Origin of the sequence: Microbacterium sp. MMO-35, from assembly GCF_037147555.1 — a bacterium.
Classification (GTDB): Bacteria; Actinomycetota; Actinomycetes; order Actinomycetales; family Microbacteriaceae; genus Microbacterium.
In genome coordinates, this window is sequence record NZ_JBBCVH010000007.1 from 162061 (window position 1) to 181829 (window position 19769).

Genomic DNA, 19769 nt, shown 5'->3' on the forward strand with positions numbered 1-19769 from the left:
TGCTCCGTTCGTTCGGCGGTGCGGGTCAGACGTCGTAGTCGACGACGACGCGCTCCGACGTGGGATGGGACTGGCAGGTGAGCACATACCCGCGGTCGAGCTCCTCCTGCTCGAGCGCGTAGTTCTCCGTCATCGTCACGGATCCGTCGACGAGGCGCGCACGACAGGTGCCGCACACGCCGCCGGCGCAGGCGAACGGCACATCCGGCCGCACCCGCAGGGCCGCGTTCAGGATCGACTCGTTCGCCGAGATCGGGGTCTCCACCGAGCCGGACTGGCCGTCCAGCGTGAACTCGATCGTGCGCACCGGCTCGTCCTCGCGCACCTCGACCGGACATCCCGCCTCCGGCCGCTCCTGCCCCGGCTCCCCGGTGGTGAACAGTTCGTAGCGCACATGCCCGGACTCGACGCCGATGTCGGCGAGGGTGTCGCGGCACAGCTGCACGAGGTCGAACGGCCCGCACAGGAACCATTCGTCCACGGTGGCCGGCAGGACCAGGGCGTCGAGGATGCCGCGCAGGCGCCCCTCGTCGATCCGCCCCGACAGCAGCGGCGCGGACCGCTGCTCGCGGGTGAGCACGTGGTGCACGGCGAAACGCGTGGGATAGCGGTCCTTGAGATCGGCCAGGTCGTCAAGGAACATCACGTCCGTGGCCCGGCGGTTCGTGTAGACCAGGGTGAACCGGCTGCTCTCCGAGCGCGACAGCACGGTCGCGGCGAGCGCCATCAGCGGCGTGATGCCCGACCCCGCGGCGATGCCCGCCACATGCGCCTCGTCGAGCGCGGCGAGCGCGGAGGTGAACGTGCCCTGGGGGCTCATCACGTCGAGGCGGTCCCCCGCGTGCAGTCCGCTCTGCGCCCAGGTCGAGAAGCGCCCGCCCTGATCGCGCTTGATCGCCACGCTGACGGTGGCCCCGGAGGGCCCCGATGCGGCTCCCGAGGAGCGCCGGGGCGGACGGCACAGCGAGTACGACCGCCGCACCTCGTGACCGTCGAGCTCGGTGCGCAGCGCCACGTGCTGCCCGGCGAGGTAGTCGAACTCCCCGGCGAGGTCGTCGGGCACCGCGAAGGTGACCTCGATCGCATCGGCCGTGAGCGGACGCACGTCCTGCACGGTGAGCGTGTGGAAGCGCGCGCGCCGGCGCGACGTCGCGGAGCCTTCCGAGGATCCTCCCACGACGCTGTTCAGCAGTGCGCCGGCGATCCGCTCCGCCTCCGAGCCCGTCGCGGGGGCGTCGGTGCGGGCGGCGAGGTGCCAGAGCGTCATCAGATCACCTTGAAGTGGTCGAAGGGCTCGAGGCAGGCGCGGCACTCGTAGAGCGCCTTGCACGACGTGGAGCCGAAACGGGAGAGTTCGCGGGTGTCGAGCGACCCGCAGCGCGGGCACCGCACGCCGAGCGCGATGCGCACCGGCCCCTGCGCCCGCCCGAGGGCGGCGTGCCCCGTCGGCGGGGCGATGCCGTACTCGGTGAGCTTGCGCTTGCCCTCGTCGCTCATCCAGTCCGTGGTCCAGGCGGGGGCGAGCACGAGGCGCACCTCGACGCTGCCGAAGCCGGCGCGGGTGAGCGCGAGCTCGACGTCGTCGCGGATCGTGTCCATCGCGGGGCAGCCGCTGTACGTCGGGGTGATGTCGACCCGGACGCGGTCGCCCGAGACGGCGACGTCGCGCAGCACCCCGAGGTCCTCGATGGTCAGCACCGGAACCTCCGGATCCTTCACCGCCGCGGCGACGGCCCAGGCGCGCTCCCTGATCCCGCCCTCCGGCACGGGCCCGGTCACCAGGTCGCTCCCGGGTGCCGGCGGGCGAGCACCTGCATCTCGGACAGCAGGTGCCCGAGCGGGGTCGCGTGGGATCCGTGCCGTCCGCCGCCGGACGACGTGCTCGTCGCGCGCCGCAGCGCGCGCAGCTCCTCGTCCAGGTCGGCCTCGGCGAAGACCGCGTCGATCACGGTGTCGAAGCCGGCGCGCAGCGATGACGGGCGCACGGCCGCGTCGCCGAGGCGGCCGATGAGCGCGTCGTCCCGGAACAGCTCGGCGGCGTACGGCCACACGTCGCCGAACGCGCGGATGATGCGCCGGCGCGACTCCTCGGTGCCTCCGGCGAGGCGCAGGGTCCACTGCACGGCGTGGTCGCGGTGGTAGTCGACCTCCTTGACGGCCTTCTCGGCGATCGCGGCGAAGGTCGTATCCGTGCTCGACCGCAGGGCGGAGTAGAGCTCGAGCATGTAGGTGCTCACGAGCAGCTGGCGTGCGATGGTCTGCGCGAAGTCGCCGTTGGGCTGCTCCACGAGCCAGCAGCTGCGGAACCCGGCTTCGTCACGGAAGTAGGCGAGGTCGTCCTCGCTGCGTCCGTCCCAGGATCCGGCGTAGCGGAGGAAGGAACGGGCGTGCCCGAGCAGGTCGAGCGCGATGTTGCCCAGGGCCACGTCCTCCTCGAGCTCGGGGGCGTAGGTGATCCACGCGCCGAGCTGCTGGGACAGGATCAGCGCGTCGTCGCCGAGCCACAGCGCATACTCGGCGATGTCTGCCGAGGCGGCGCGCTCGCCGCCGCCCGAGAGCTCTGCGGCGAGCGCGAGCTCGTCCACCGAGACGTCGCCGTGCGGGTCGAACTCATCGTGCGCGCTCACAGGTGCGGCACCCCCTCGGATGCCGTGTAGTACACGGCGTGCCGGTAGTTCTTGCCGGCGGGGCTCTCGAAGAAGGCGCCCTTGTCACCCGGATCGCTCGTGCTGATCGCGTCGGCGGGAACCACCCAGACGGAGGTGCCCTCGTTGCGCCGGGTGTAGAGGTCCCGGGCATTGCGCAGCGCCATCTCGGCGTCGGGGGCGTGCAGGGATCCGACGTGCACATGACTGAGCCCTCGGTTCGCCCGCACGAACACCTCGAACAGGGGCCAGCTCTCCTCGGGGGATGCTCCGGGGGTGGTCATGCCGCGTCCTCCTGCCGAAGCGCCTGCTTGCGGGCGTACTCCGCCGCGGCCTCGCGCACCCAGGCGCCCTCCTCGTGCGCGTCGCGGCGACGCTGCAGCCGCTCCGCGTTGCACGGGCCGTTGCCGCGGACGACCTCGAAGAACTCGTCCCAGTCGATCTCGCCCATCGTGTACTGCCCGGTCTCCTCGTCGAAGCGGAGCTCGGGATCCGGCAGCGTCACGCCGAGGATCTCCGCCTGCGGGACGAGCATCCCGACGAAGCGCTGGCGCAGGTCGTCGTTCGAGAAGCGCTTGATCTTCCACTGCATCGACTGCGCCGAGTTCGGCGACTGGTCGTCCGGCGGGCCGAACATCGCCAGGGCGGGCCAGTACCAGCGGTTCACGGCGTCCTGCGCCATGGCGCGCTGCTCCTCGGAGCCCTGCATGAGCGTGAGCAGGATCTCGAAGCCCTGACGCTGATGGAACGACTCCTCCTTGCAGATGCGCACCATCGCGCGTCCGTACGGACCGTAGGAGGCGCGGCACAGGGGCACCTGGTTGCAGATCGCGGCGCCGTCGACCAGCCAGCCGATCGCGCCCATGTCCGCCCAGGTCGGCGTCGGGTAGTTGAAGATCGAGGAGTACTTCGCCTTGCCGTCGATGAGCTGCTGCATCATCTCGTCGCGCGTGATGCCGAGGGTCTGCGCGGCGGAGTAGAGGTAGAGCCCGTGCCCGGCCTCGTCCTGCACCTTCGCCATGAGGATCGCCTTGCGCTTGAGGCTCGGGGCGCGCGTGATCCAGTTGCCCTCCGGCTGCATTCCGATGATCTCGGAGTGGGCGTGCTGGGAGATCTGCCGGATCAGCGTCTTGCGGTACGCCTCGGGCATCCAGTCGCGCGGCTCGATGCGCTGCTCGTTCTCGACGAGTTCGTCGAAGAGCGCCTGAGCGTCGGCATCGAAGGCCTGGGCGCCCGGATCCCCGGCCAGCCCCACGGGTGGAACAGTCATCGTCGACTCCCTGAATGAATTACCTACCGTTCGTACAGTAATTATGGCACACTCGTATCGATCGCAGAAGGACGAGCTTCCGGATCCGGTTTCGCCCCGGGTTCCGGCCCGTCCCGTTCGAAGGAGAACCGATGACCGAACCCACAGCCGTGCTGCGGCCGATGATGCGGCGGGACCGGGCGTCGAGCGCGCTCGGCATGCGCGTGGAGGTGGACGAGCCCGGACGCGCCGTGGTCTCGATGACCGTGCGCGACGACATGCTCAACGGCTTCGACATCACCCACGGCGGGCTCGTCTTCGCCCTCGCCGACACGGCCTTCGCGATCGTCTGCAACGAGGACGAGCAGGTGACGGTCGCGGCCGGCGCCGACATCACGTTCCTCAAGTCCACGCACGAGGGCCAGGTCCTCACCGCCACCGGCGCACGCCGCGCGCGCAACGGGCGCACCGGCCTCTACGACATCACGGTGACCGATGAGACCGGCGATGTCGTCGCCGAGTTCCGCGGACGCTCGCTCACCACGAACCGCCCCTTCCCGCAGGCGGGCTCGGAGACCGAGGAGGACGCATGACCGGGATGGCGACGGATCGGACCTCGAACGCCGACGCGGTGGGGCTGGATCCGGAGCAGCTGCGGGCCCTGCAGCTCGAGCGGCTGCGCTGGTCGGTGCGCCATGCCTTCGAGAACGTGCCGTTCTACCGGCAGGCCTTCGAGAGCGCGGGGATCCTCCCCGACGACATCCGCTCGCTCTCCGACCTCGCGAAGCTGCCCTTCACGACGAAGAACGACCTGCGCGAGTACTACCCGTTCGGCATGTTCGCCGTGCCGATGTCCGACGTGCGGCGGATCCACGCCTCCTCCGGCACCACGGGCCGTCCCACCGTGGTCGGCTACACGCAGACCGACCTCGACAACTGGGCCGACCTCGTCGCGCGGTCGCTGAGCGCCGCCGGCGTCAGGCCCGGCTGGAGGGTGCACAACGCGTACGGCTACGGCCTGTTCACTGGCGGCCTCGGAGCGCACGCGGGCATCGAGCGCCTGGGCGCGACCGTCATCCCCATGTCCGGCGGCCAGACCGCCAAGCAGGTGCAGCTCATCCACGACTTCGAGCCCGACGCGATCATGTGCACGCCGACCTACCTGCTCACGATCGCCGACGCGATGGAGGAGGCCGGGATCGATCCGCGCTCCACGTCGCTCAAGGTCGGCATCCTCGGTGCGGAGCCGTGGACGAACGAGATGCGCCATCAGATCGAGCAGCGGCTGGACATCGACGCCGTCGACATCTACGGCCTCAGCGAGGTCATGGGTCCCGGCGTCGCGATGGAGGCCGCGGCCACCAAGGACGGCCCGCACATCTGGGAGGACCACTTCCTTCCCGAGATCATCGACCCCTCCACCGGCGAGCCCGTGCCCGACGGCGAGCCCGGCGAGCTCGTGTTCACCTCGCTCACCAAGCAGGCGTTCCCGGTGATCCGCTACCGCACCCGGGACCTCACCCGCCTCCTGCCCGGATCCGCCTATCCCGCGATGCGCCGGATGGAGAAGATCACCGGACGCGACGACGACATGATCATCCTGCGCGGCGTGAACCTCTTCCCCACGCAGATCGAGGAGATCGCGCTGGGGATCGAGACGCTGACACCGCATTTCATCCTGGAGCTCACCCGCCAGGGGCACCTCGACTCGCTGAAGGTGCGGATCGAGCGGCACCCGGATGTCGATCTCGCGACGTGCCTGGCGGCGGCCGAGGTGCTGAAGCTGCGGATCAAGACGTCGATCGGCACGTCGGTGGACGTGCAGGTCGAGGAGCCCAGCTCCCTCCCCCGCAGCGAAGGCAAGTACAAGCGGCTCTACGACCTGCGCTGAGGGCCTCGGCCCCGGGGCCCCGCTCCCCTAGAGTGAGCGGCATGAACGCCGCGATCACCCCCGCCGAGCCGACCCGTTCGCCCGGGGAGCCGCCTCGCCGGTCCGCCGTGAAGCCGTGGCTCATCTGGACCGTCGCGGGCGTCCTCGCTCTTGTGCTCGGACTCGGCGGAGGCTGGCTGGGCGCCCGTCTGGGTGCGCCCGCGGGCGGCGGATTCAGCGTGCGGGCCGGCGCCGAGGGCTCCTGCGACGCCGTCGCGGTCGCCTCCCGGGTGCTGCCGGCCATCGTGACCATCAATGTCACCGGATCCTCCTCCGGCGTCGGCAGCGGCGAGATCGTCCGCAAGGACGGGTACATCGTCACCAACGACCACGTGATCTCGGCTGGCGCCGGCGAGGGCGGCCGGATCGTCGTGACGTTCTCGAACGGCGAGCAGCACCCGGCGACGATCGTCGGCCGCGACATCGCGAGCGACATCTCGGTGCTGAAGATCGACGCCTCCGGCCTGCCCGTGATCGCCACCGCCGACAGCGATGCGGTCGCCGTCGGTCAGCCGGTGGTGGCGCTCGGCGCGCCCCTCGGGCTCTCGAGCACCGTCACCGCGGGCATCGTGAGCGCGCTCGGACGCACGTCGATGGTCCCCGCCGATGCCGAGCATCCCGCGCTGATCATCGGCGGGATCCAGACCGACGCGGCGATCAACCCGGGCAACTCCGGCGGCGCGCTCGTGGACTGCCGGGGGCGGATGATCGGGGTGAACACGGCGATCGCGACCGTGCCGAACGCCGAAGGCACGGCGGGCGGAGGCTCCGTGGGCATCGGCTTCGCCGTGCCCAGCAACCGCGCGATGTCGATCGCGAACGACCTCATCGAACACGGCACCGTGCAGCACCCCGACTTCGGTCTTGTCACCACGCCGATCCCCGCCGCCGTCGCGCAGGCCCTGGGCGGCACCGCCGGCCTCTACGTGAACCAGGTGACCGAGGGCGGCGCGGCCGCGCGCGCCGGACTCCAGCCGGGCGACGTCATCACCCGCATCAACGGCTCCCCCGCCGTCCAGCCCGACGCGCTGTACATGTTCGCCCGCACCGCGCGCACCGGCGACACCGTGCAGATCACCTACCTGCGCGACGGCACGACGGCCACCGCGTCCGTCACGCTGTAGCAGCGCCCGTCAGGCGGGAGTCAGCTCCTTCTCGACGAGGGTCAGCACGTCGTAGGTCGCCACGACCTCGTCGCGCTGGTTGTGGATCACCGCGTCCCAGCGCACCTCGCCGTACTCGTCGGTCTCGCGCGGGGTGATCTGCTTGGCCGTGAGCGTCACCCGGATCGCGTCGCCGGGCTTCACCGGGGTCACGAACCGCAGGTTCTCCAGGCCGTAGTTCGCGAGCACGGGGCCCGGGTCCGGCGAGACGAAGAGCCCGGCCGCCCACGACACCAGCAGGTAGCCGTGCGCGACCCTCCCGCCGAAGAACGGGTTGGCCTCGGCGGCCTCCTCGTCCATGTGCGCGTAGAACGTGTCACCGGTCGAGTACGCGAACGCCTCGATGTCCTCGAGCGAAAGTGCGCGCAGCCCCGACTCCACCTGGTCGCCGAGCCGCAGCTCGGCCAGCGACTTGCGGAACGGATGCACGGCGCGGTCGGTGCCGGCGCCGGTGTGCCAGACGCCCGTGATCGCGGTGAGGATCTCCGGGGTGCCCTGGATCGCGGTGCGCTGCATGAAGTGCCGGACCGCGCGCATGCCGCCGAGCTCCTCGCCGCCGCCGGCCCGCCCCGGACCGCCGTGCACGAGGTGCGGTACGGGCGAGCCGTGCCCGGTCGAGGTGCGCGCGTCGTCGCGGTTCAGGAAGAGCACGCGGCCGTTGTACGCCGCGATGCGGGTGAGCAGCTCGGTCGCGACAGCGGGATCCTTCGTCGCGACCGAGGTGACGAGCGATCCCCCGCCGCGCCCGACGAGTTCGGCGGCCTCGGCGACGGTCGAGTACCCGAGCACGCTCGAGACCGGGCCGAACGCCTCGACCTCGTGCACCGCGGGAGCGGTCGTGTCCGCGAAGCCGACGAGCATCGGAGCCACGAAGGCTCCCTCGGGCGCGGGCCCGGTGCTGCCGTCGGCGTGCACCACGGACGGCGCGTCCGTCGATCCCATCAGCAGCTCGCCGCCGGCGGCCTGCAGGGCGGCGACCTGGCGCAGCACCTCGTCGCGCTGCGCGGTCGAGACGAGCGGGCCCATCGTGACGGACTCCGCGTGCGGGTCGCCGATCACGACGCGCTCGGCGATCTTCGCCTGCAGGGCCGCGACGAGCGGTTCCACGAGCGGCGCCGGCACGATCGCCCGGCGGATCGCGGTGCACTTCTGGCCCGCCTTCGTCGTGAGCTCGATCATGAGCTGCTTCACGTAGGCGTCGAACTCCGGGGTGTCGGGCGTCGCGTCGGGGCCGAGCACCGAGGCGTTGATCGAGTCGGTCTCGCTCGTGAAGCGCACGCCGTCGGCGGTCTGGGCGCGCAGCCCCGCCGCGGTCGAGGCGCTGCCGGTGAAGGCGACGAGGTCGCCGAGGCGGAGCAGCTCGAAGATCCCCGGGAGGGATCCGCTGACGAGCTGCAGGGATCCGTCCGGCAGCAGCCCGGAATCGACGAGGATCCGCACCCACGCCTCCGCGACGTAGCCGGTCGGCGTCGCGGGCTTCACGATCGAGGGCACTCCGGCGAGGAATGCCGGGGCGAACTTCTCCAGCGCGCCCCACATCGGGAAGTTGAAGGCGTTGATCTGCACGGCGACGCCGGGCAGGCGGGTGTAGACGTGGCGGCCCAGGAAGGATCCGTCCTTCGAGAGCGGCTCGACAGGCCCGTCCAGGAGCACCTTCGCGTTCGGAAGCTCACGACGCCCCTTCGACGAATAGGTGAACAGCACGCCGATGCCCCCGTCGACATCGGCGTAGGAGTCGCGGACCGTGGATCCGCTGCGCTTGGAGAGCTCGTACAGCTCCTCCTTGTGCTCCGTGAGCACCATGGCCATCTGCTTGAGCAGCATCGCGCGCTGGTGGAAGGTGAGCGCGCCGAGGCTCGCCTGGCCGACGGTGCGCGCGTAGTCCACCGCGCCGGCGAGGTCGATGCCCGTGGAGTCGACCCGGACGATCTTCTCGCCCGTCGAGGCGTCGCGCACGACCGTCCCGCCCTCCGAGGCGGAGGTCCACCAGGATCCCTGCAGGTAGCTGGGCAGCAGCTCGGTCATCACTCGCTCCATTCGTAGAATCCGCGGCCGGTCTTGCGGCCCAGGTGTCCGTCGGCGACCAGGTCGCGCAGCAGCTGCGGCGGCGCGAACCGCGCGCCGAGCTTGGCCTCCAGCTCCTCGGCGATCCCGAGGCGCACGTCGAGCCCGACGATGTCGGTCGTGCGCAGCGGACCGGTGGGATGCCGATAGCCGAGCTCCATCGCCGCATCGATGTCCGTCGCGGTGGCGACGCCCTCCTCGAGCATCCGGATCGCCTCCAGCGCGATCGCGACGCCGAGCCGGCTCGATGCGAAGCCCGGTGCGTCGGCCACCACGACCGCCGTCTTGCCGAGCGCCGCGACCCAGCCGCGGGCGTCGTCGACGAGCTCCTGATCGGTGGAGCCGCCGACGACCACCTCGACGAGCGCCGAGGCGGGGACGGGGTTGAAGAAGTGCAGGCCGAGGAAACGCTCGGGATGCGCGAGCTCCGCGCCGAGGTCGTCGATCGAGATCGAGGACGTGTTCGAGGCGATCGCGGCGGTGCGCGCCACCACGGCCTCGATCCGGTGCAGGCTCTCGACCTTGAGAGCCCTGTCTTCGGGCACCGCCTCGATGACGAGCCCGGCGTCGGCGAACACGGCCGCATCAATGCTCGTCTCCAGGGCGCCCTCCAGCGCGGCGATCGGGCGCTCGGTGCTGCCGCGCTCCACGGAGCGTCGCAGGCTGGTGCGGATCCGCTCCCCCGCCGCGCCCGCCGCCGTCTCGTCCCGCTCGACCACGACGACCTGGGATCCGGCGAGGAGGAAGGCGTGCGCGATGCCGGCGCCCATCCTCCCGCCGCCGAGGACGCCGACGCGTTCGGGCACGACGGCCCGGGCCGTCGTCGTGGGATCCTGTCCGCTCATCGGCGGCTCCTCCGTTCCAGGAAGGCGGTCATCCGCCGGTGCTTCTCGGGGCTCTCGAAGAGCTCGGCCTGCAGCTCCAGCTCGATGGCCGGATGCGCGTCCGGGGCGGCGAGCAGCGCCGTCTTGGTGTGCCGGGTGGCGAGCGGGTCGTTCGCGGCGATGCGATCCGCGATCGCGTGCGCCGCGGCCAGGAGGTCGTCGGGTTCGTGCAGCGACGACAGCAGCCCCCAGGCGAGCGCCTCCGTGGCGCTCAGCTGTCGTCCGGTCAGCAGCAGCTCGGCCGCTCGCGCCTCGCCCACGATCTGCGGAAGGCGCCAGGTCGCGCCGGCCGCCGCGATGATGCCGAGCCCGGTCTCCGGATTGCCGATGCGCGTGGCCGGGGTGCCGATGCGGATGTCCGCCGCATAGGCGAGCTCGGCGCCCCCGCCGAGGGCGTAGCCGTCGACTGCGGCGATCACCGGCATCGGCAGCCGCCGGATGCGCTGGAACGCCGTCGTGTTGATGCCGGCCCGCGCGTCCTGCGCGCGACGGTCGCGCAACTGCGCGATGTCGGCCCCGGAGGCGAAGATCCCGTCCGATCCGATGAGGATCAGGATCCGCGGCTCCTGTTCCAGCTCGGCGCACAGGGCGTGGAGCTCGTCGATCATGGTCTGGTCGATCGCGTTGCGGGTCTCCGGCCGGTCCAGGGTCGCCGTGACCCGGTCCGCCGTGCGGTCGATGCGCAGGCGCCGACCTGCCGCCGTTTCGGACATCACATCCGCTCCACGATCATCGCGGTGCCCTGCCCGACGCCGACGCACATGGTCGCCAGGCCGTACCGGGCACCCTCGCGCTCCATCCGTCCGAGCAGCGTGAGCAGGATCCGGCTGCCGCTGGAGCCCAGCGGGTGGCCGAGGGCGATCGCACCGCCGTCCGCGTTCACGATCTCGGGGTCGAGCCCGAGGCGGCGCATCGAAGCGAGCGACTGCGTGGCGAAGGCCTCGTTCAGCTCGACCGCGCCGAGGTCCGCCGCCGTGAGCCCCGCCTTCGCGAGCGCCTTCTCGGTCGCGGGCACGGGTCCGAGCCCCATGATCTCGGGGGCGAGCGCGGCCGACGCCGAGGCGACGATGCGGGCTCGGGGCGTCAGCCCATGCCGCTCGACCGCGGCGGAACCGGCGACCACGAGCGCCGAGGCGCCGTCGTTGAGGGACGAGGCATTGCCCGCGGTCACGACGCTGCCGCCCGCCACGACCGGACGCAGCCCGGCGAGCACGTCGAGCGTGGTGTCGCGGCGCGGGCCTTCGTCGGTGTCGACGCTGCCGCCCCGGGGCGTGGGGACGGCCACGATCTCGGCGGCGAGGCGTCCGGCGTCGATCGCGGCGATCGCGCGCTGATGGCTGCGCAGTGCGAAGGCATCGGCGTCCTCGCGGGTGATGCCGTCGAGGCGCGCGACCTCCTCGGCGGTCTCCGGCATGGAGAAGGTGGCCTTGTCGCGCGCGGCGAGGCACGGGTTCGTGAACCGCCAGCCGATCGAGGTGTCGAACGCCTCCCCCGGCTTCGCCCACGGGCGCTCGGGCTTGGCCTGCACCCACGGCGCGCGCGTCATCGACTCCACGCCGCCGGCGAGCATCAGATCGGCGTCACCCGCGCGGATGGCCTGTGCGGCGAGGGCCACCGCGGACATCCCGGAGGCGCACAGCCGGTTCACGGTGATCGCGGGGAGGGTGTCGGGCAGCCCGGCGAGCAGCACGGCCATGCGCGCGACGTTGCGGTTGTCCTCGCCGGCCTGGTTCGCGGATCCGAGGATCACCTCGTCGATCGCGTCATCGGGGATGCCGGCACGGCGGACGGCCTCGCGGACGACGAGCGCGGCCAGATCGTCGGGACGGACGCCCGCGAGAGCGCCTCCGTAGCGCCCGACCGGCGTGCGCGCTCCGTCGATGAGATAGGCCTCCGACATGCTGGTCCTCCGGGTCGTCATCGACGGGGTGCAGGGCCGGGGCATGGGTTCTTTCCCGACCGATCGTTCAGTAAAAGAATGACAGACGGATCCCTCGCAGGCAAGTCCGCGGCCCTGCAGGGATGGGAGAGAATGATCCCGATGAGCAACCCACCCGCGAGCACCACCGAGGCAGCCGACGCCGCCGCTCCGCGCTCGCGCCGTGGACGCCCCGGATACGACCGCGCCCAGGTGCTGGAGATCGCGGTGCGGCTGTTCAACGAACAGGGCTACGACGCGACCAGCGTCTCCGCACTGGCCGCGGAGCTCGGCCTGAGCAAGGCGGCGCTATACCACCACTTCGCCTCCAAGGAGCAGATCCTCGAGATCGCGCTCGACGACGCGCTCGGCGGACTGGAGGCCGTGCTCGAAGAGGCCCTCTCGGGCGAGCAGACCACGGCGGAGCGGCTCGTCGCCGTGATCGAAGGCGCCGTGCGCGTGCTCACCAGTAAATTGCCGCAGGTCACGCTGCTGCTGCGCGTGCACGGCAACAGCGAGATCGAGCGGGCCGCCCTCGAGCGCCGACGCGTGTTCGATCAGCGCGTCGCGCACCTGGTCGCGCAGGCACAGCGCGAGGGCGAGCTGCGCAGCGACATCCGCCCCTCGGTGACCACGAGGCTCATGTTCGGGATGATCAACTCGATCATCGAGTGGTACCGCCCCGCGCACACGTCACTGACCCCCGACGAGCTCGTGGACGACGTGACGCGCGTGATCTTCGACGGCCTGCGCGCGCACTGAGCGGGGCCACCGGGCGCATGCCGCCTGCCGCCCACCGGCCCGAATCCCTCACCTCCGCAGGACGTCTGCACTTTCAGAGGACGTCATCCGCGGATCCGTCCTCTGGAGTTGGAAGGATCCTGCCTGGTCGGCCCCGGATCGGGCATGACGACTGCCCGGAACGACGGAACGCCCCGTGCTCGAGCGAGCACGGGGCGTTCCGGAAGGGGACAGGTCAGGCCGCAGCCTTCGCGTCGTTGCTGCTCAGCACGCGGAACAGCACGGCCGCGACCGCGGCACCGACCAGCGGAGCCACGATGTACAGCCACAGGTTCGCCCAGTCGAACTGGCCGCTGATGGACAGACCCAGCGCGACGGCGGGGTTGAAGCCGCCGCCCGAGATGCCGCCGACCGCGGTGGCGCCCACGAAGACCGTTCCACCGATGGCCAGGCCGTAGAAGGAGTTGTTCTCGTTGTCCTTGGAGGTCGCGACGTTCAGGACGACCCAGACGAGCGCGAGGGTGACCAGCGCCTCGACGAGGAAGGCGGCGCCGAGCTCGATCTTGACCGCCTTCTCGGCGTGCGGCCAGACCGCGAAGCTCACCAGGGCGGCGAGCGCGCCGCCGACGAACTGGGCGACCACGTAGGCCACGAAGTCGCCGACGCCGATGGCGCCGCGGATCAGGGCGCCGAACGAGACGGCGGGGTTGAGGTGCGCGCCGGAGATGTGGCCCGCGGCGTACACGAGCACCATCAGCGTGAGGCCGATCGCCAGGGGGGTGAGCGGGCTGCCGCTGTTGACGGCGCCGATGATGCTGAACACGAACAGGAACGTGGAGATCGCTTCCGTGAGCGCCTTTCCAGCAATACCAGTCATTTCGAATGCCTTTTCTGTCAGGTCGAGGGTGGGGGCGGAGATTCCCGCACGCCGGCCGGCGCACCCTGGATTGCCGGCCCAGAATACCGGGTTCCTGTCAATCTGCTGGGAACCGACGCTGCATTCCGTGGGATCAAGGCGGGAAACTCTTGACCCCGAGGCGAGATCATCCTACGATTTCATTATCCGGTAGATCAATTCCACTATTCGGAATATAGCGCGAGAGAAGAGGCGATGATGCCGCAGACCCCCGACACCCAGGACCACCGCCCGGCACACGGCGACGCCACTCAGCGCCGTGCCGCGATCTACCCGCTCATCGACGTCGACCCGGATTTCCATCTCCCCGCCCGGCGCGAAGGCGCGCTGACGCGGATGCTGGTCGCCCTGCGGATCCTGCCCCAGGCATCCTGACGGATCGCCCGCGCGGCGCGTGCGGCCGCACAGATCGCTCGCGCCGCGTCGACCGTCAGGCCCGGGCGTCCAGCACGTCCCGCAGGCGCGCGGCGAAGCCGTCCGGATCGCTCGGGAAGCCCGGCTGCTCCGTGAACCCGCCGTGGTTGCTCGGGAACTCCGCCGCCGGGATCCCGACGACCGCGGCGACGGCACGCGCCGCACGCGCGGGCATCGTCTCACCCGATTCCACACCCGCGGCGATCACGAGGCGCTCACCCCGGGCCCGGAGGGCCTCCACCTCGGGGACGTACGAGAGGATAGCCGGCATGTTGCGGAAGAGCGGATCCGTCCGGCTGCCGTCGTCCTCCGTCGGCAGACCGAACATCGCCGGGTCCGGGGCGGGGCCGTCCAGGTAGCCGTCCGGCACGGCTCCGTCGAGCATGACGAACTGGATGAACTTCGCCAGCGCCGGGCCGGTGCCCTGGTCGGCGAAGGTGCGCTTGAGGTCGGCCGTCACCGCGAGCACCGCGTCGCGGTCGGGCAGGAACTCCGCGACCGGCGGCTCGTGCACGACCGCGAGGCGCACGTCTTCCGGGTGCGCCGCGATCAGCGCCAGCAGGTTCACACCTCCGCCGCTGGTGCCGAACGCGTCGACCGCACCGACGCCGAGCGCCGCGATGACGCGGTGCAGATCATCCGCGTGCTGCTGGACGGGGATGTCCGCGGTGCCCACCGGGTTGCGCCCAGCGCCACGCGGGTCATAGGTCACGACCGGGCGATCGCCGAAGTGCCCGGCCAGGATCTGGAACCCCGTCGCGTCCATCGGCGCCCCGAACAGGAACAGCGCGGGACGCTCCGCCGTCGCCGCGGCCAGATCGCCGTGGACGTCATACGTGATCGCGTCATCCCCTTCTCCGACGGTGCGGGTGACGACGGTCCGTGCTGCACTGCTGTCCGACATGCGGTCCTCCTGGAGATGAAATACAACTGACTGGTTGTACATTACGGGTCTCCGGGTGCCGTCGCAAGAGTGCGCGACTCCCCTCGCTGCGCCGCGCCGCAGGAACTACCGTGGACCCATGGCAGCGCGAGCCGAGACGTTCATCGAGGTCGACGGCGCCGAGGTGCGCGTGTCGCATCCCGACAAGCCGGTCTTTCCGCAGGCCGGACTCACCAAGCTCGACATCGTCGAGTACTACCTCGCAATCGCGGAGGGGGCGCTGCGCGGTGCGGGCGGACGCCCCATGGTGCTCAAGCGGTTTGTGAAGGGGATCGCCGCCGAGCCCTTCTTCCAGAAGCGGGTCCCCGCCCACCCCGACTACATCGGCACCGCGGTGCTGCGCTACGCGTCGGGCGGATCCGCCGAGGAGGCCGTGCTCAGAGACGCCGCAGGACTCGCCTGGGTCGTCAACCTCGGGTGCCTCGACCTCAATCCGCATGCGGTGCGCGCGGACGACCTCGACCACCCGGATGAGCTGCGCGTCGACCTGGATCCGATGCCCGGCGTCGAATGGTCGCAGATCGTCGACACCGCGTTCGTCGTGCGCGAGGTGCTCGGCGACTGCGGGCTCGTCGGCTGGCCGAAGACCAGCGGCTCCCGGGGCATGCACATCCTCGTCCGCATCCGGCCCGAGTCGGACTTCGCCACGGTGCGCCACGCCGCCGAGACGCTGGCGCGCGAGGTCGAGGCCCGCGCGCCCGGCCTCGCGACCGCGCGCTGGTGGAAAGAGGAGCGCGAAGAGAGCGTCTTCGTCGACTTCAACCAGAACGCGAAGGACCGCACCGTCGCCTCGGCGTACTCGGTGCGTCCGCTGCCCGACGCACGCGTGTCCGCGCCGCTTGCCTGGGACGAGGTGCGACTGCGCCGGCCGGAGGAGTTCACCGTGCCGACCGTGCGCGCCCGGTTCGCGGAGATCGGCGACCCGCACGAGGGCATCGACCGGACGGCCGGCTCGCTGACTGCGCTGCTCGCGCTGGCCGACGAGCTGGGGCCGGCCGAGAAGCCGCCCCGGGGCGCGGATGGATCCGGGCGACGCGTCTCCGCGATGCCGCTCATCGAGATCGCGCGCACGAAGACGAAGCCCGAGGCGCTCGCCGCACTCGAGCGCTGGAGCGAGACGCACCCGGAGGTCGCGGCGCTGCTGCATCCCGCGGACGTCCTGGTCGACGGCATGCGCGGATCGAGCTCGCTCTGGTACCGCGTGCGCGTCAACCTGCAGCACGTGCCCGAGGAGCAGCGACCGCCACAAGAGCCGCTGCTCGCCGAGTACGACCCCTGGGCCGGCAAGAGCTGGTCGGGCTGACACGGTCTCCGCGCGCAGGTCGGCGCGACAGTGCGGCGGAGGAGGTGCAGAACAGGGGGCGCCCGTGTGCGGCCCGCGATCCGCGAGCCGCACACAGCGATGTCACGGCACGCAGGTGCCCGACACGGTGAACGTGAGCGGTCCGATCCAGATGTTCTGGTTCGCCGGATCGACGCGTCCCGAGTTGTTGGCGTCGTAGGTGAGGGTGAAGGAGCTCAGGAGCGCCGCGGTGACCGCGACGTTCCCCGCGGTGCTGTCCGGGGTGACCTCGGCGCTCGGCGCGCTCGTGGAGAGCCGCCACGGGCTGGCACTCGTTCCGCTGCCCTGCACCCATGCCGCGTTGTACGTCCCGGAGCCGACGGAGAGGGAGACCCGTTCCGCGCCGCCGAGGCCGTCCTTCGCCATGACGCCGTCGATGTCCTTGATCTTGTACGACAGGTCCGTGACGGTGTAGGGATCCCCGTCCAGCGCGAAGGAGAACGTGACCTGCTCGCCCCCGTTCGCATTGGCGAGGGTGACCGTGTCCAGGGAGAGACGCACGCTCGGCAGCGAGTCGCCGCCCTGCTGCTGGGTGTACAGCGTCAGGTTGTTCGGCTGGTTGATGGTCATGTTGGCGGCACCGTGCGGCGCGGCGGCGAGACTCAGCGTGAAGTCCTTGCCGTCGCCGAAGAGGTTGGCCCAGGTGAACTGCGACGCCGTGGCGCTGGCCCGGGAGTACGTCGCGGTCGTCGTGCTGATCGTCTTGGTGCAGGCGGTCGAGGCCGCCGAGATGGGCGCCGCGACCGCCGACGCCAGGACGGGCACCGACCACGCCGCGCTCTTGACGAGCGTACGGCGCGAGAGGCCCTGGGACGGGCTGTGCTCTGAAACGAGCTTTTCCATGCTGTGCTTCCTTCTCTCCCCCGAAGGTGGCGGGGACCGGGGTGTCTCCGCCATCACGCAGAAGGAGTCGCCCCTCGAGAAAAGGTGACGAACCGGGGCGCCCGCACACTGGACACCACGAGGCCGGCGGCGTACAACAGTGCTCAGAACGGGGGCGTGCACATGGCCGACGACGCCGCAGCGAGGCTGTTCCGGGGCGGGGTGCCCGATGCCTACGAGCGGCTCATGGTGCCCCTGGTGTTCCAGCCCTATGCCGACGACCTGGTCGCGCGAGCGGTCTCGCACACCCCGTCCGCGGTGCTGGAACTCGCGGCGGGCACCGGCGTGGTGACCCGCGGGCTCGCCGCCGCCCTGCCGCCGGAGAGCACACTCATTGCCACGGATCTCAACGACGGGATGCTCGCCGTCGCCGAAAGGCGCGGCGCGCCCCGCCCCGCGGGCGCCCGCCCCGTCGCCTGGCAGGCCGCCGATGCCCAGGCACTGCCCTTCGACGCGGAGTCCTTCGACCTGGTCGTCTGCCAGTTCGGCGTCATGTTCTTCCCGGACCGACCGGCCGCCCACGCGCAGGTGCGGCGCGTGCTGCGCCCCGGCGGCATCTCCCTGTTCTCGGTCTGGGACTCGATCGCGACCAACGCCGTCGCGCTCGCCGTCGACGAGGCGTATCGCCGGGTGCTCCCTGACGCACCGCCGAACGTGATCACGCGCGTCGCCCACGGCTACCACGATCCCGAGACCATCCGCGCGGACGCCGAAGCCGGCGGACTCGTCGTCGTCGCCCTCGACGAGGTGGAGCTGATCGGGGAGGCGGAATCGGCGGCGGCCGCAGCTGCCGCGATTCCCCACGGCACTCCCCTGCGTGCCGAACTCGAGCTGTACGGGCCCGAAGTCAGCGATCGGATCGAGGCGATCACGGCCGAGCTTCTCGAGCAGCGCTTCGGCACCGGCCCGGTCCGCACGCCGATCCGGGCGTTCGTGGTCACGGCGCACCGCTGAACCCGGGGCGGCTCGGCTGCTCCATCGCCGCAGGTCCGACGACACCGAGGGGCACGAGTCCGCGGATACGAGAAAACCCCCGGAATTCCGGGGGTCTCATTCTGTAGCAGGAGCGGGGCTTGAACCCGCGACCTCACGATTATGAGTCGTGAGGCGAGTTTCTATTTGGGCTTGATTTCTGTCTGTTTTGGTGCGTATGCTGTCTCTTGTGGCCCACACCGGACCACCTCAACACACGCCAATGGCTACACCATTGGCTACACCTGAGGGGAGCAGCGATGATCCGCCAGCGGAACATCCGTAGAAGACCACAGCACCGAGGAGTCATCAACCAAGAAATGTGGAGCGCCCACGGCAGAAGACTGCGGTCGGCGCACACGCGCCACACGAAGGAGCCACATGAGGGGCAAGGGTGAGGGTGCGATCTACCGCGTACCCGCAGACAAAACCAAGCCACTGAAGTACTGGACAGGAGTCATCGAACTCCCACCTGGCCCGAGCGGCGAGCGGCGGCGAAAGCCAGTCCGGCGCAAGAACAAGGCTGAGCTCATCGCCGCCCTCGCCGACATGCGAAGCAAGCTGGAGAAGCAGGGCGACCTGCCGACCGCCTCAACCACAGTCGAGAAGTGGTTCACGTACTGGCTCGGCAATATCGCCGCAAAGAACGTGCGCCCGAACACCCTCGACGGTTACCGTCGCGTGAGCCTCAATCACATCGTTCCAGCGATCGGCAAGGTCAAGTTGGACAAGGTGAGCGCGAACCATGTTCGCCGCGTTCATGACGCTGTTATCGAGAAGGGGAACAACTCGACGACGGCGTTGCTCGCACACCGGACCATGTCGATCGCCTTCAAGGCTGCTGTCCGGGAAGGGCGCATCGGGAGGAACCCGGCCAGCCTCGTAGACGCACCCCGGCGTGCAGCAACCAAACTGAACGCCCTTGATCTGCCCGAGGCAATCCAGCTTCTCGAGCACCTTTCCCACCGCGAAGACGATGGGGCGCTCTGGGCGACAGTGCTACTCACTGGCGCTCGCCGCGGTGAGGTGATCGGCCTCGAGCATGATCGGGTTGGCGATGTTCTGGATCTCTCATGGCAGTTGATCCGGCTTCCGTTGACAGAGGAGACAGGCAAACCGGACGTGCCCGCCGACTACGAGTACCGGCATGTTGAGGGTGGCCTGTACCTGACGCGACCGAAGTCATCAAAGGGTTGGCGCATCATTCCGCTCACTGACCCGTTGAAGTCGATTCTTGAACGCCACATCGCGGAGACCGGACCGAACAAATGGGGGCTGGTGTTCCTTCGAACACCTGAACCGACTCCGAAGGGAAACCCCCGCCCTAAGCGTCCGTACGGGCCCGACCTAGTCGGCAAAGAGTGGCGTGAGGTTCTGCGTGAGGCGGGGATCAAGAAGGATGTCCGCCTGCATGATGGGCGACACTCGACGGTCGATCTGCTGTACCTGGCCGGCGTTCCCGAGGATCTGATTCAGGAGATCGTGGGCCACTCGACACGGGCTCAAACCCAGGGGTACAAGTCGTTGCGAAACAGGGAACGTCTCACCGCCGCTATGCGGCAGTTCTCCGCACTGTTCGGCTCGGAACCTCGCGCACTCGACGCGCCGTGATCGGGTCTGCTGTCATCCCCTCGACCGATTCGGCGGCCCGTAGTAGAAGAGTGATGTACCGGGCGGGTGTCATCCCGAGTTCGTTGCGGATGCGG

21 protein-coding genes are annotated in these 19769 nt (G+C 70.4%); 8 read left to right on the forward strand and 13 right to left on the reverse strand.

Translation table 11 applies throughout. The annotated features are described in order from the left end of the window. Nucleotides 1-25 precede the first annotated feature (25 nt). Genes paaE through paaA form a run of 5 tightly spaced genes read right to left on the reverse strand, consistent with a single transcriptional unit; the run spans nt 26 to nt 3915 of the window. On the reverse strand, nt 26-1267 hold the full coding sequence (paaE, locus tag WFJ01_RS15005; RefSeq protein WP_336629504.1) for a 1,2-phenylacetyl-CoA epoxidase subunit PaaE: 1242 nt from the start codon (nt 1265-1267) through the stop codon (nt 26-28). Further along, nucleotides 1267-1779 (reverse strand): 1,2-phenylacetyl-CoA epoxidase subunit PaaD, encoded by a 513-nt coding sequence (gene paaD, locus WFJ01_RS15010; protein WP_251438722.1) that lies wholly within the window; start codon nt 1777-1779, stop codon nt 1267-1269. Before paaD ends, paaE begins: the two co-directional genes overlap by 1 nt. After that, nucleotides 1776-2627 (reverse strand): 1,2-phenylacetyl-CoA epoxidase subunit PaaC, encoded by an 852-nt coding sequence (gene paaC / locus WFJ01_RS15015; RefSeq protein ID WP_336629505.1) that lies wholly within the window; start codon nt 2625-2627, stop codon nt 1776-1778. The genes paaD and paaC overlap by 4 nt, the downstream gene beginning before the upstream one ends. Then, nucleotides 2624-2929, reverse strand: coding sequence for a 1,2-phenylacetyl-CoA epoxidase subunit PaaB (gene paaB / locus WFJ01_RS15020; protein WP_251438724.1), 306 nt, complete (start codon nt 2927-2929; stop codon nt 2624-2626). Before paaB ends, paaC begins: the two co-directional genes overlap by 4 nt. Further along, nucleotides 2926-3915, reverse strand: coding sequence for a 1,2-phenylacetyl-CoA epoxidase subunit PaaA (paaA, locus tag WFJ01_RS15025; RefSeq protein WP_336629506.1), 990 nt, complete (start codon nt 3913-3915; stop codon nt 2926-2928). The genes paaB and paaA overlap by 4 nt, the downstream gene beginning before the upstream one ends. Before the next feature lie 131 nt (nt 3916-4046). Between paaA and paaI the strand changes: the two genes are divergently transcribed. From paaI to WFJ01_RS15040, 3 genes are read left to right on the forward strand one after another with little or no spacing between them, the layout of a single operon-like run. Then, nucleotides 4047-4487: a hydroxyphenylacetyl-CoA thioesterase PaaI gene (gene paaI, locus WFJ01_RS15030; RefSeq protein WP_292885149.1), complete on the forward strand. Its 441-nt coding sequence runs from the start codon at nt 4047-4049 to the stop codon at nt 4485-4487. Nucleotides 4488-4492: 5 nt separating this feature from the next. Beyond that, complete coding sequence (gene paaK, locus WFJ01_RS15035) at nt 4493-5785, forward strand: phenylacetate--CoA ligase PaaK (RefSeq protein ID WP_442928057.1); 1293 nt, start codon at nt 4493-4495, stop codon at nt 5783-5785. 41 nt (nt 5786-5826) lie between these two features. Further along, nucleotides 5827-6948 carry a S1C family serine protease gene (locus WFJ01_RS15040; RefSeq protein ID WP_336629507.1) on the forward strand — a complete coding sequence of 374 codons (1122 nt, stop codon included), beginning with the start codon at nt 5827-5829 and terminating at the stop codon, nt 6946-6948. Between the two features lie 9 nt (nt 6949-6957). Here the strand turns inward: WFJ01_RS15040 and paaZ are convergent, their stop codons facing one another. Genes paaZ through WFJ01_RS15060 form a run of 4 tightly spaced genes read right to left on the reverse strand, consistent with a single transcriptional unit; the run spans nt 6958 to nt 11835 of the window. After that, nucleotides 6958-9012, reverse strand: a complete 2055-nt coding sequence (gene paaZ / locus WFJ01_RS15045) for a phenylacetic acid degradation bifunctional protein PaaZ (RefSeq protein ID WP_336629508.1) — start codon at nt 9010-9012, stop codon at nt 6958-6960. Beyond that, on the reverse strand, nt 9012-9896 hold the full coding sequence (locus WFJ01_RS15050; protein WP_336629509.1) for a 3-hydroxyacyl-CoA dehydrogenase family protein: 885 nt from the start codon (nt 9894-9896) through the stop codon (nt 9012-9014). The genes paaZ and WFJ01_RS15050 overlap by 1 nt, the downstream gene beginning before the upstream one ends. Further along, on the reverse strand, nt 9893-10648 hold the full coding sequence (locus tag WFJ01_RS15055) for an enoyl-CoA hydratase/isomerase family protein (protein WP_295034724.1): 756 nt from the start codon (nt 10646-10648) through the stop codon (nt 9893-9895). The genes WFJ01_RS15050 and WFJ01_RS15055 overlap by 4 nt, the downstream gene beginning before the upstream one ends. Continuing rightward, entirely contained in the window at nt 10648-11835 is a 1188-nt protein-coding gene (locus tag WFJ01_RS15060) for a thiolase family protein (protein WP_336629510.1), read from the reverse strand. Before WFJ01_RS15060 ends, WFJ01_RS15055 begins: the two co-directional genes overlap by 1 nt. Before the next feature lie 141 nt (nt 11836-11976). Here WFJ01_RS15060 and WFJ01_RS15065 point away from each other — a divergent pair, with 141 nt between their 5' ends. Continuing rightward, nucleotides 11977-12615 (forward strand): TetR/AcrR family transcriptional regulator, encoded by a 639-nt coding sequence (locus tag WFJ01_RS15065; protein WP_336629511.1) that lies wholly within the window; start codon nt 11977-11979, stop codon nt 12613-12615. Between the two features lie 214 nt (nt 12616-12829). Here the strand turns inward: WFJ01_RS15065 and WFJ01_RS15070 are convergent, their stop codons facing one another. Then, nucleotides 12830-13471, reverse strand: coding sequence for an MIP/aquaporin family protein (locus WFJ01_RS15070; RefSeq protein ID WP_251438734.1), 642 nt, complete (start codon nt 13469-13471; stop codon nt 12830-12832). A 234-nt stretch (nt 13472-13705) separates the two neighbouring features. On the opposite strand from WFJ01_RS15070, the gene WFJ01_RS15075 reads away from it, so the two are divergent. Beyond that, nucleotides 13706-13885, forward strand: a complete 180-nt coding sequence (locus tag WFJ01_RS15075) for a hypothetical protein (RefSeq protein WP_251438735.1) — start codon at nt 13706-13708, stop codon at nt 13883-13885. Between the two features lie 55 nt (nt 13886-13940). Here WFJ01_RS15075 and WFJ01_RS15080 read toward each other — a convergent pair whose 3' ends face one another. Then, on the reverse strand, nt 13941-14828 hold the full coding sequence (locus WFJ01_RS15080; protein WP_336629512.1) for an alpha/beta hydrolase: 888 nt from the start codon (nt 14826-14828) through the stop codon (nt 13941-13943). Nucleotides 14829-14946: 118 nt separating this feature from the next. On the opposite strand from WFJ01_RS15080, the gene WFJ01_RS15085 reads away from it, so the two are divergent. Further along, on the forward strand, nt 14947-16170 hold the full coding sequence (locus WFJ01_RS15085) for a DNA polymerase domain-containing protein (protein WP_336629513.1): 1224 nt from the start codon (nt 14947-14949) through the stop codon (nt 16168-16170). Between the two features lie 102 nt (nt 16171-16272). Here WFJ01_RS15085 and WFJ01_RS15090 read toward each other — a convergent pair whose 3' ends face one another. Beyond that, complete coding sequence (locus tag WFJ01_RS15090) at nt 16273-17052, reverse strand: hypothetical protein (RefSeq protein ID WP_336629514.1); 780 nt, start codon at nt 17050-17052, stop codon at nt 16273-16275. An 84-nt stretch (nt 17053-17136) separates the two neighbouring features. On the opposite strand from WFJ01_RS15090, the gene WFJ01_RS15095 reads away from it, so the two are divergent. Together WFJ01_RS15095 and WFJ01_RS15100 are read left to right on the forward strand one after the other, a co-directional pair. Further along, entirely contained in the window at nt 17137-18045 is a 909-nt protein-coding gene (locus WFJ01_RS15095) for a class I SAM-dependent methyltransferase (protein WP_336629515.1), read from the forward strand. Nucleotides 18046-18444: 399 nt separating this feature from the next. After that, a complete protein-coding gene (locus WFJ01_RS15100) occupies nt 18445-19674 on the forward strand; it encodes a tyrosine-type recombinase/integrase (RefSeq protein ID WP_336629516.1) in 1230 nt (409 codons plus the stop codon). Here the strand turns inward: WFJ01_RS15100 and WFJ01_RS19090 are convergent. Continuing rightward, nucleotides 19616-19747 carry a hypothetical protein gene (locus WFJ01_RS19090; protein WP_442928056.1) on the reverse strand — a complete coding sequence of 44 codons (132 nt, stop codon included), beginning with the start codon at nt 19745-19747 and terminating at the stop codon, nt 19616-19618. The genes WFJ01_RS15100 and WFJ01_RS19090 overlap by 59 nt on opposite strands. Nucleotides 19748-19769: the final 22 nt, after the last annotated feature.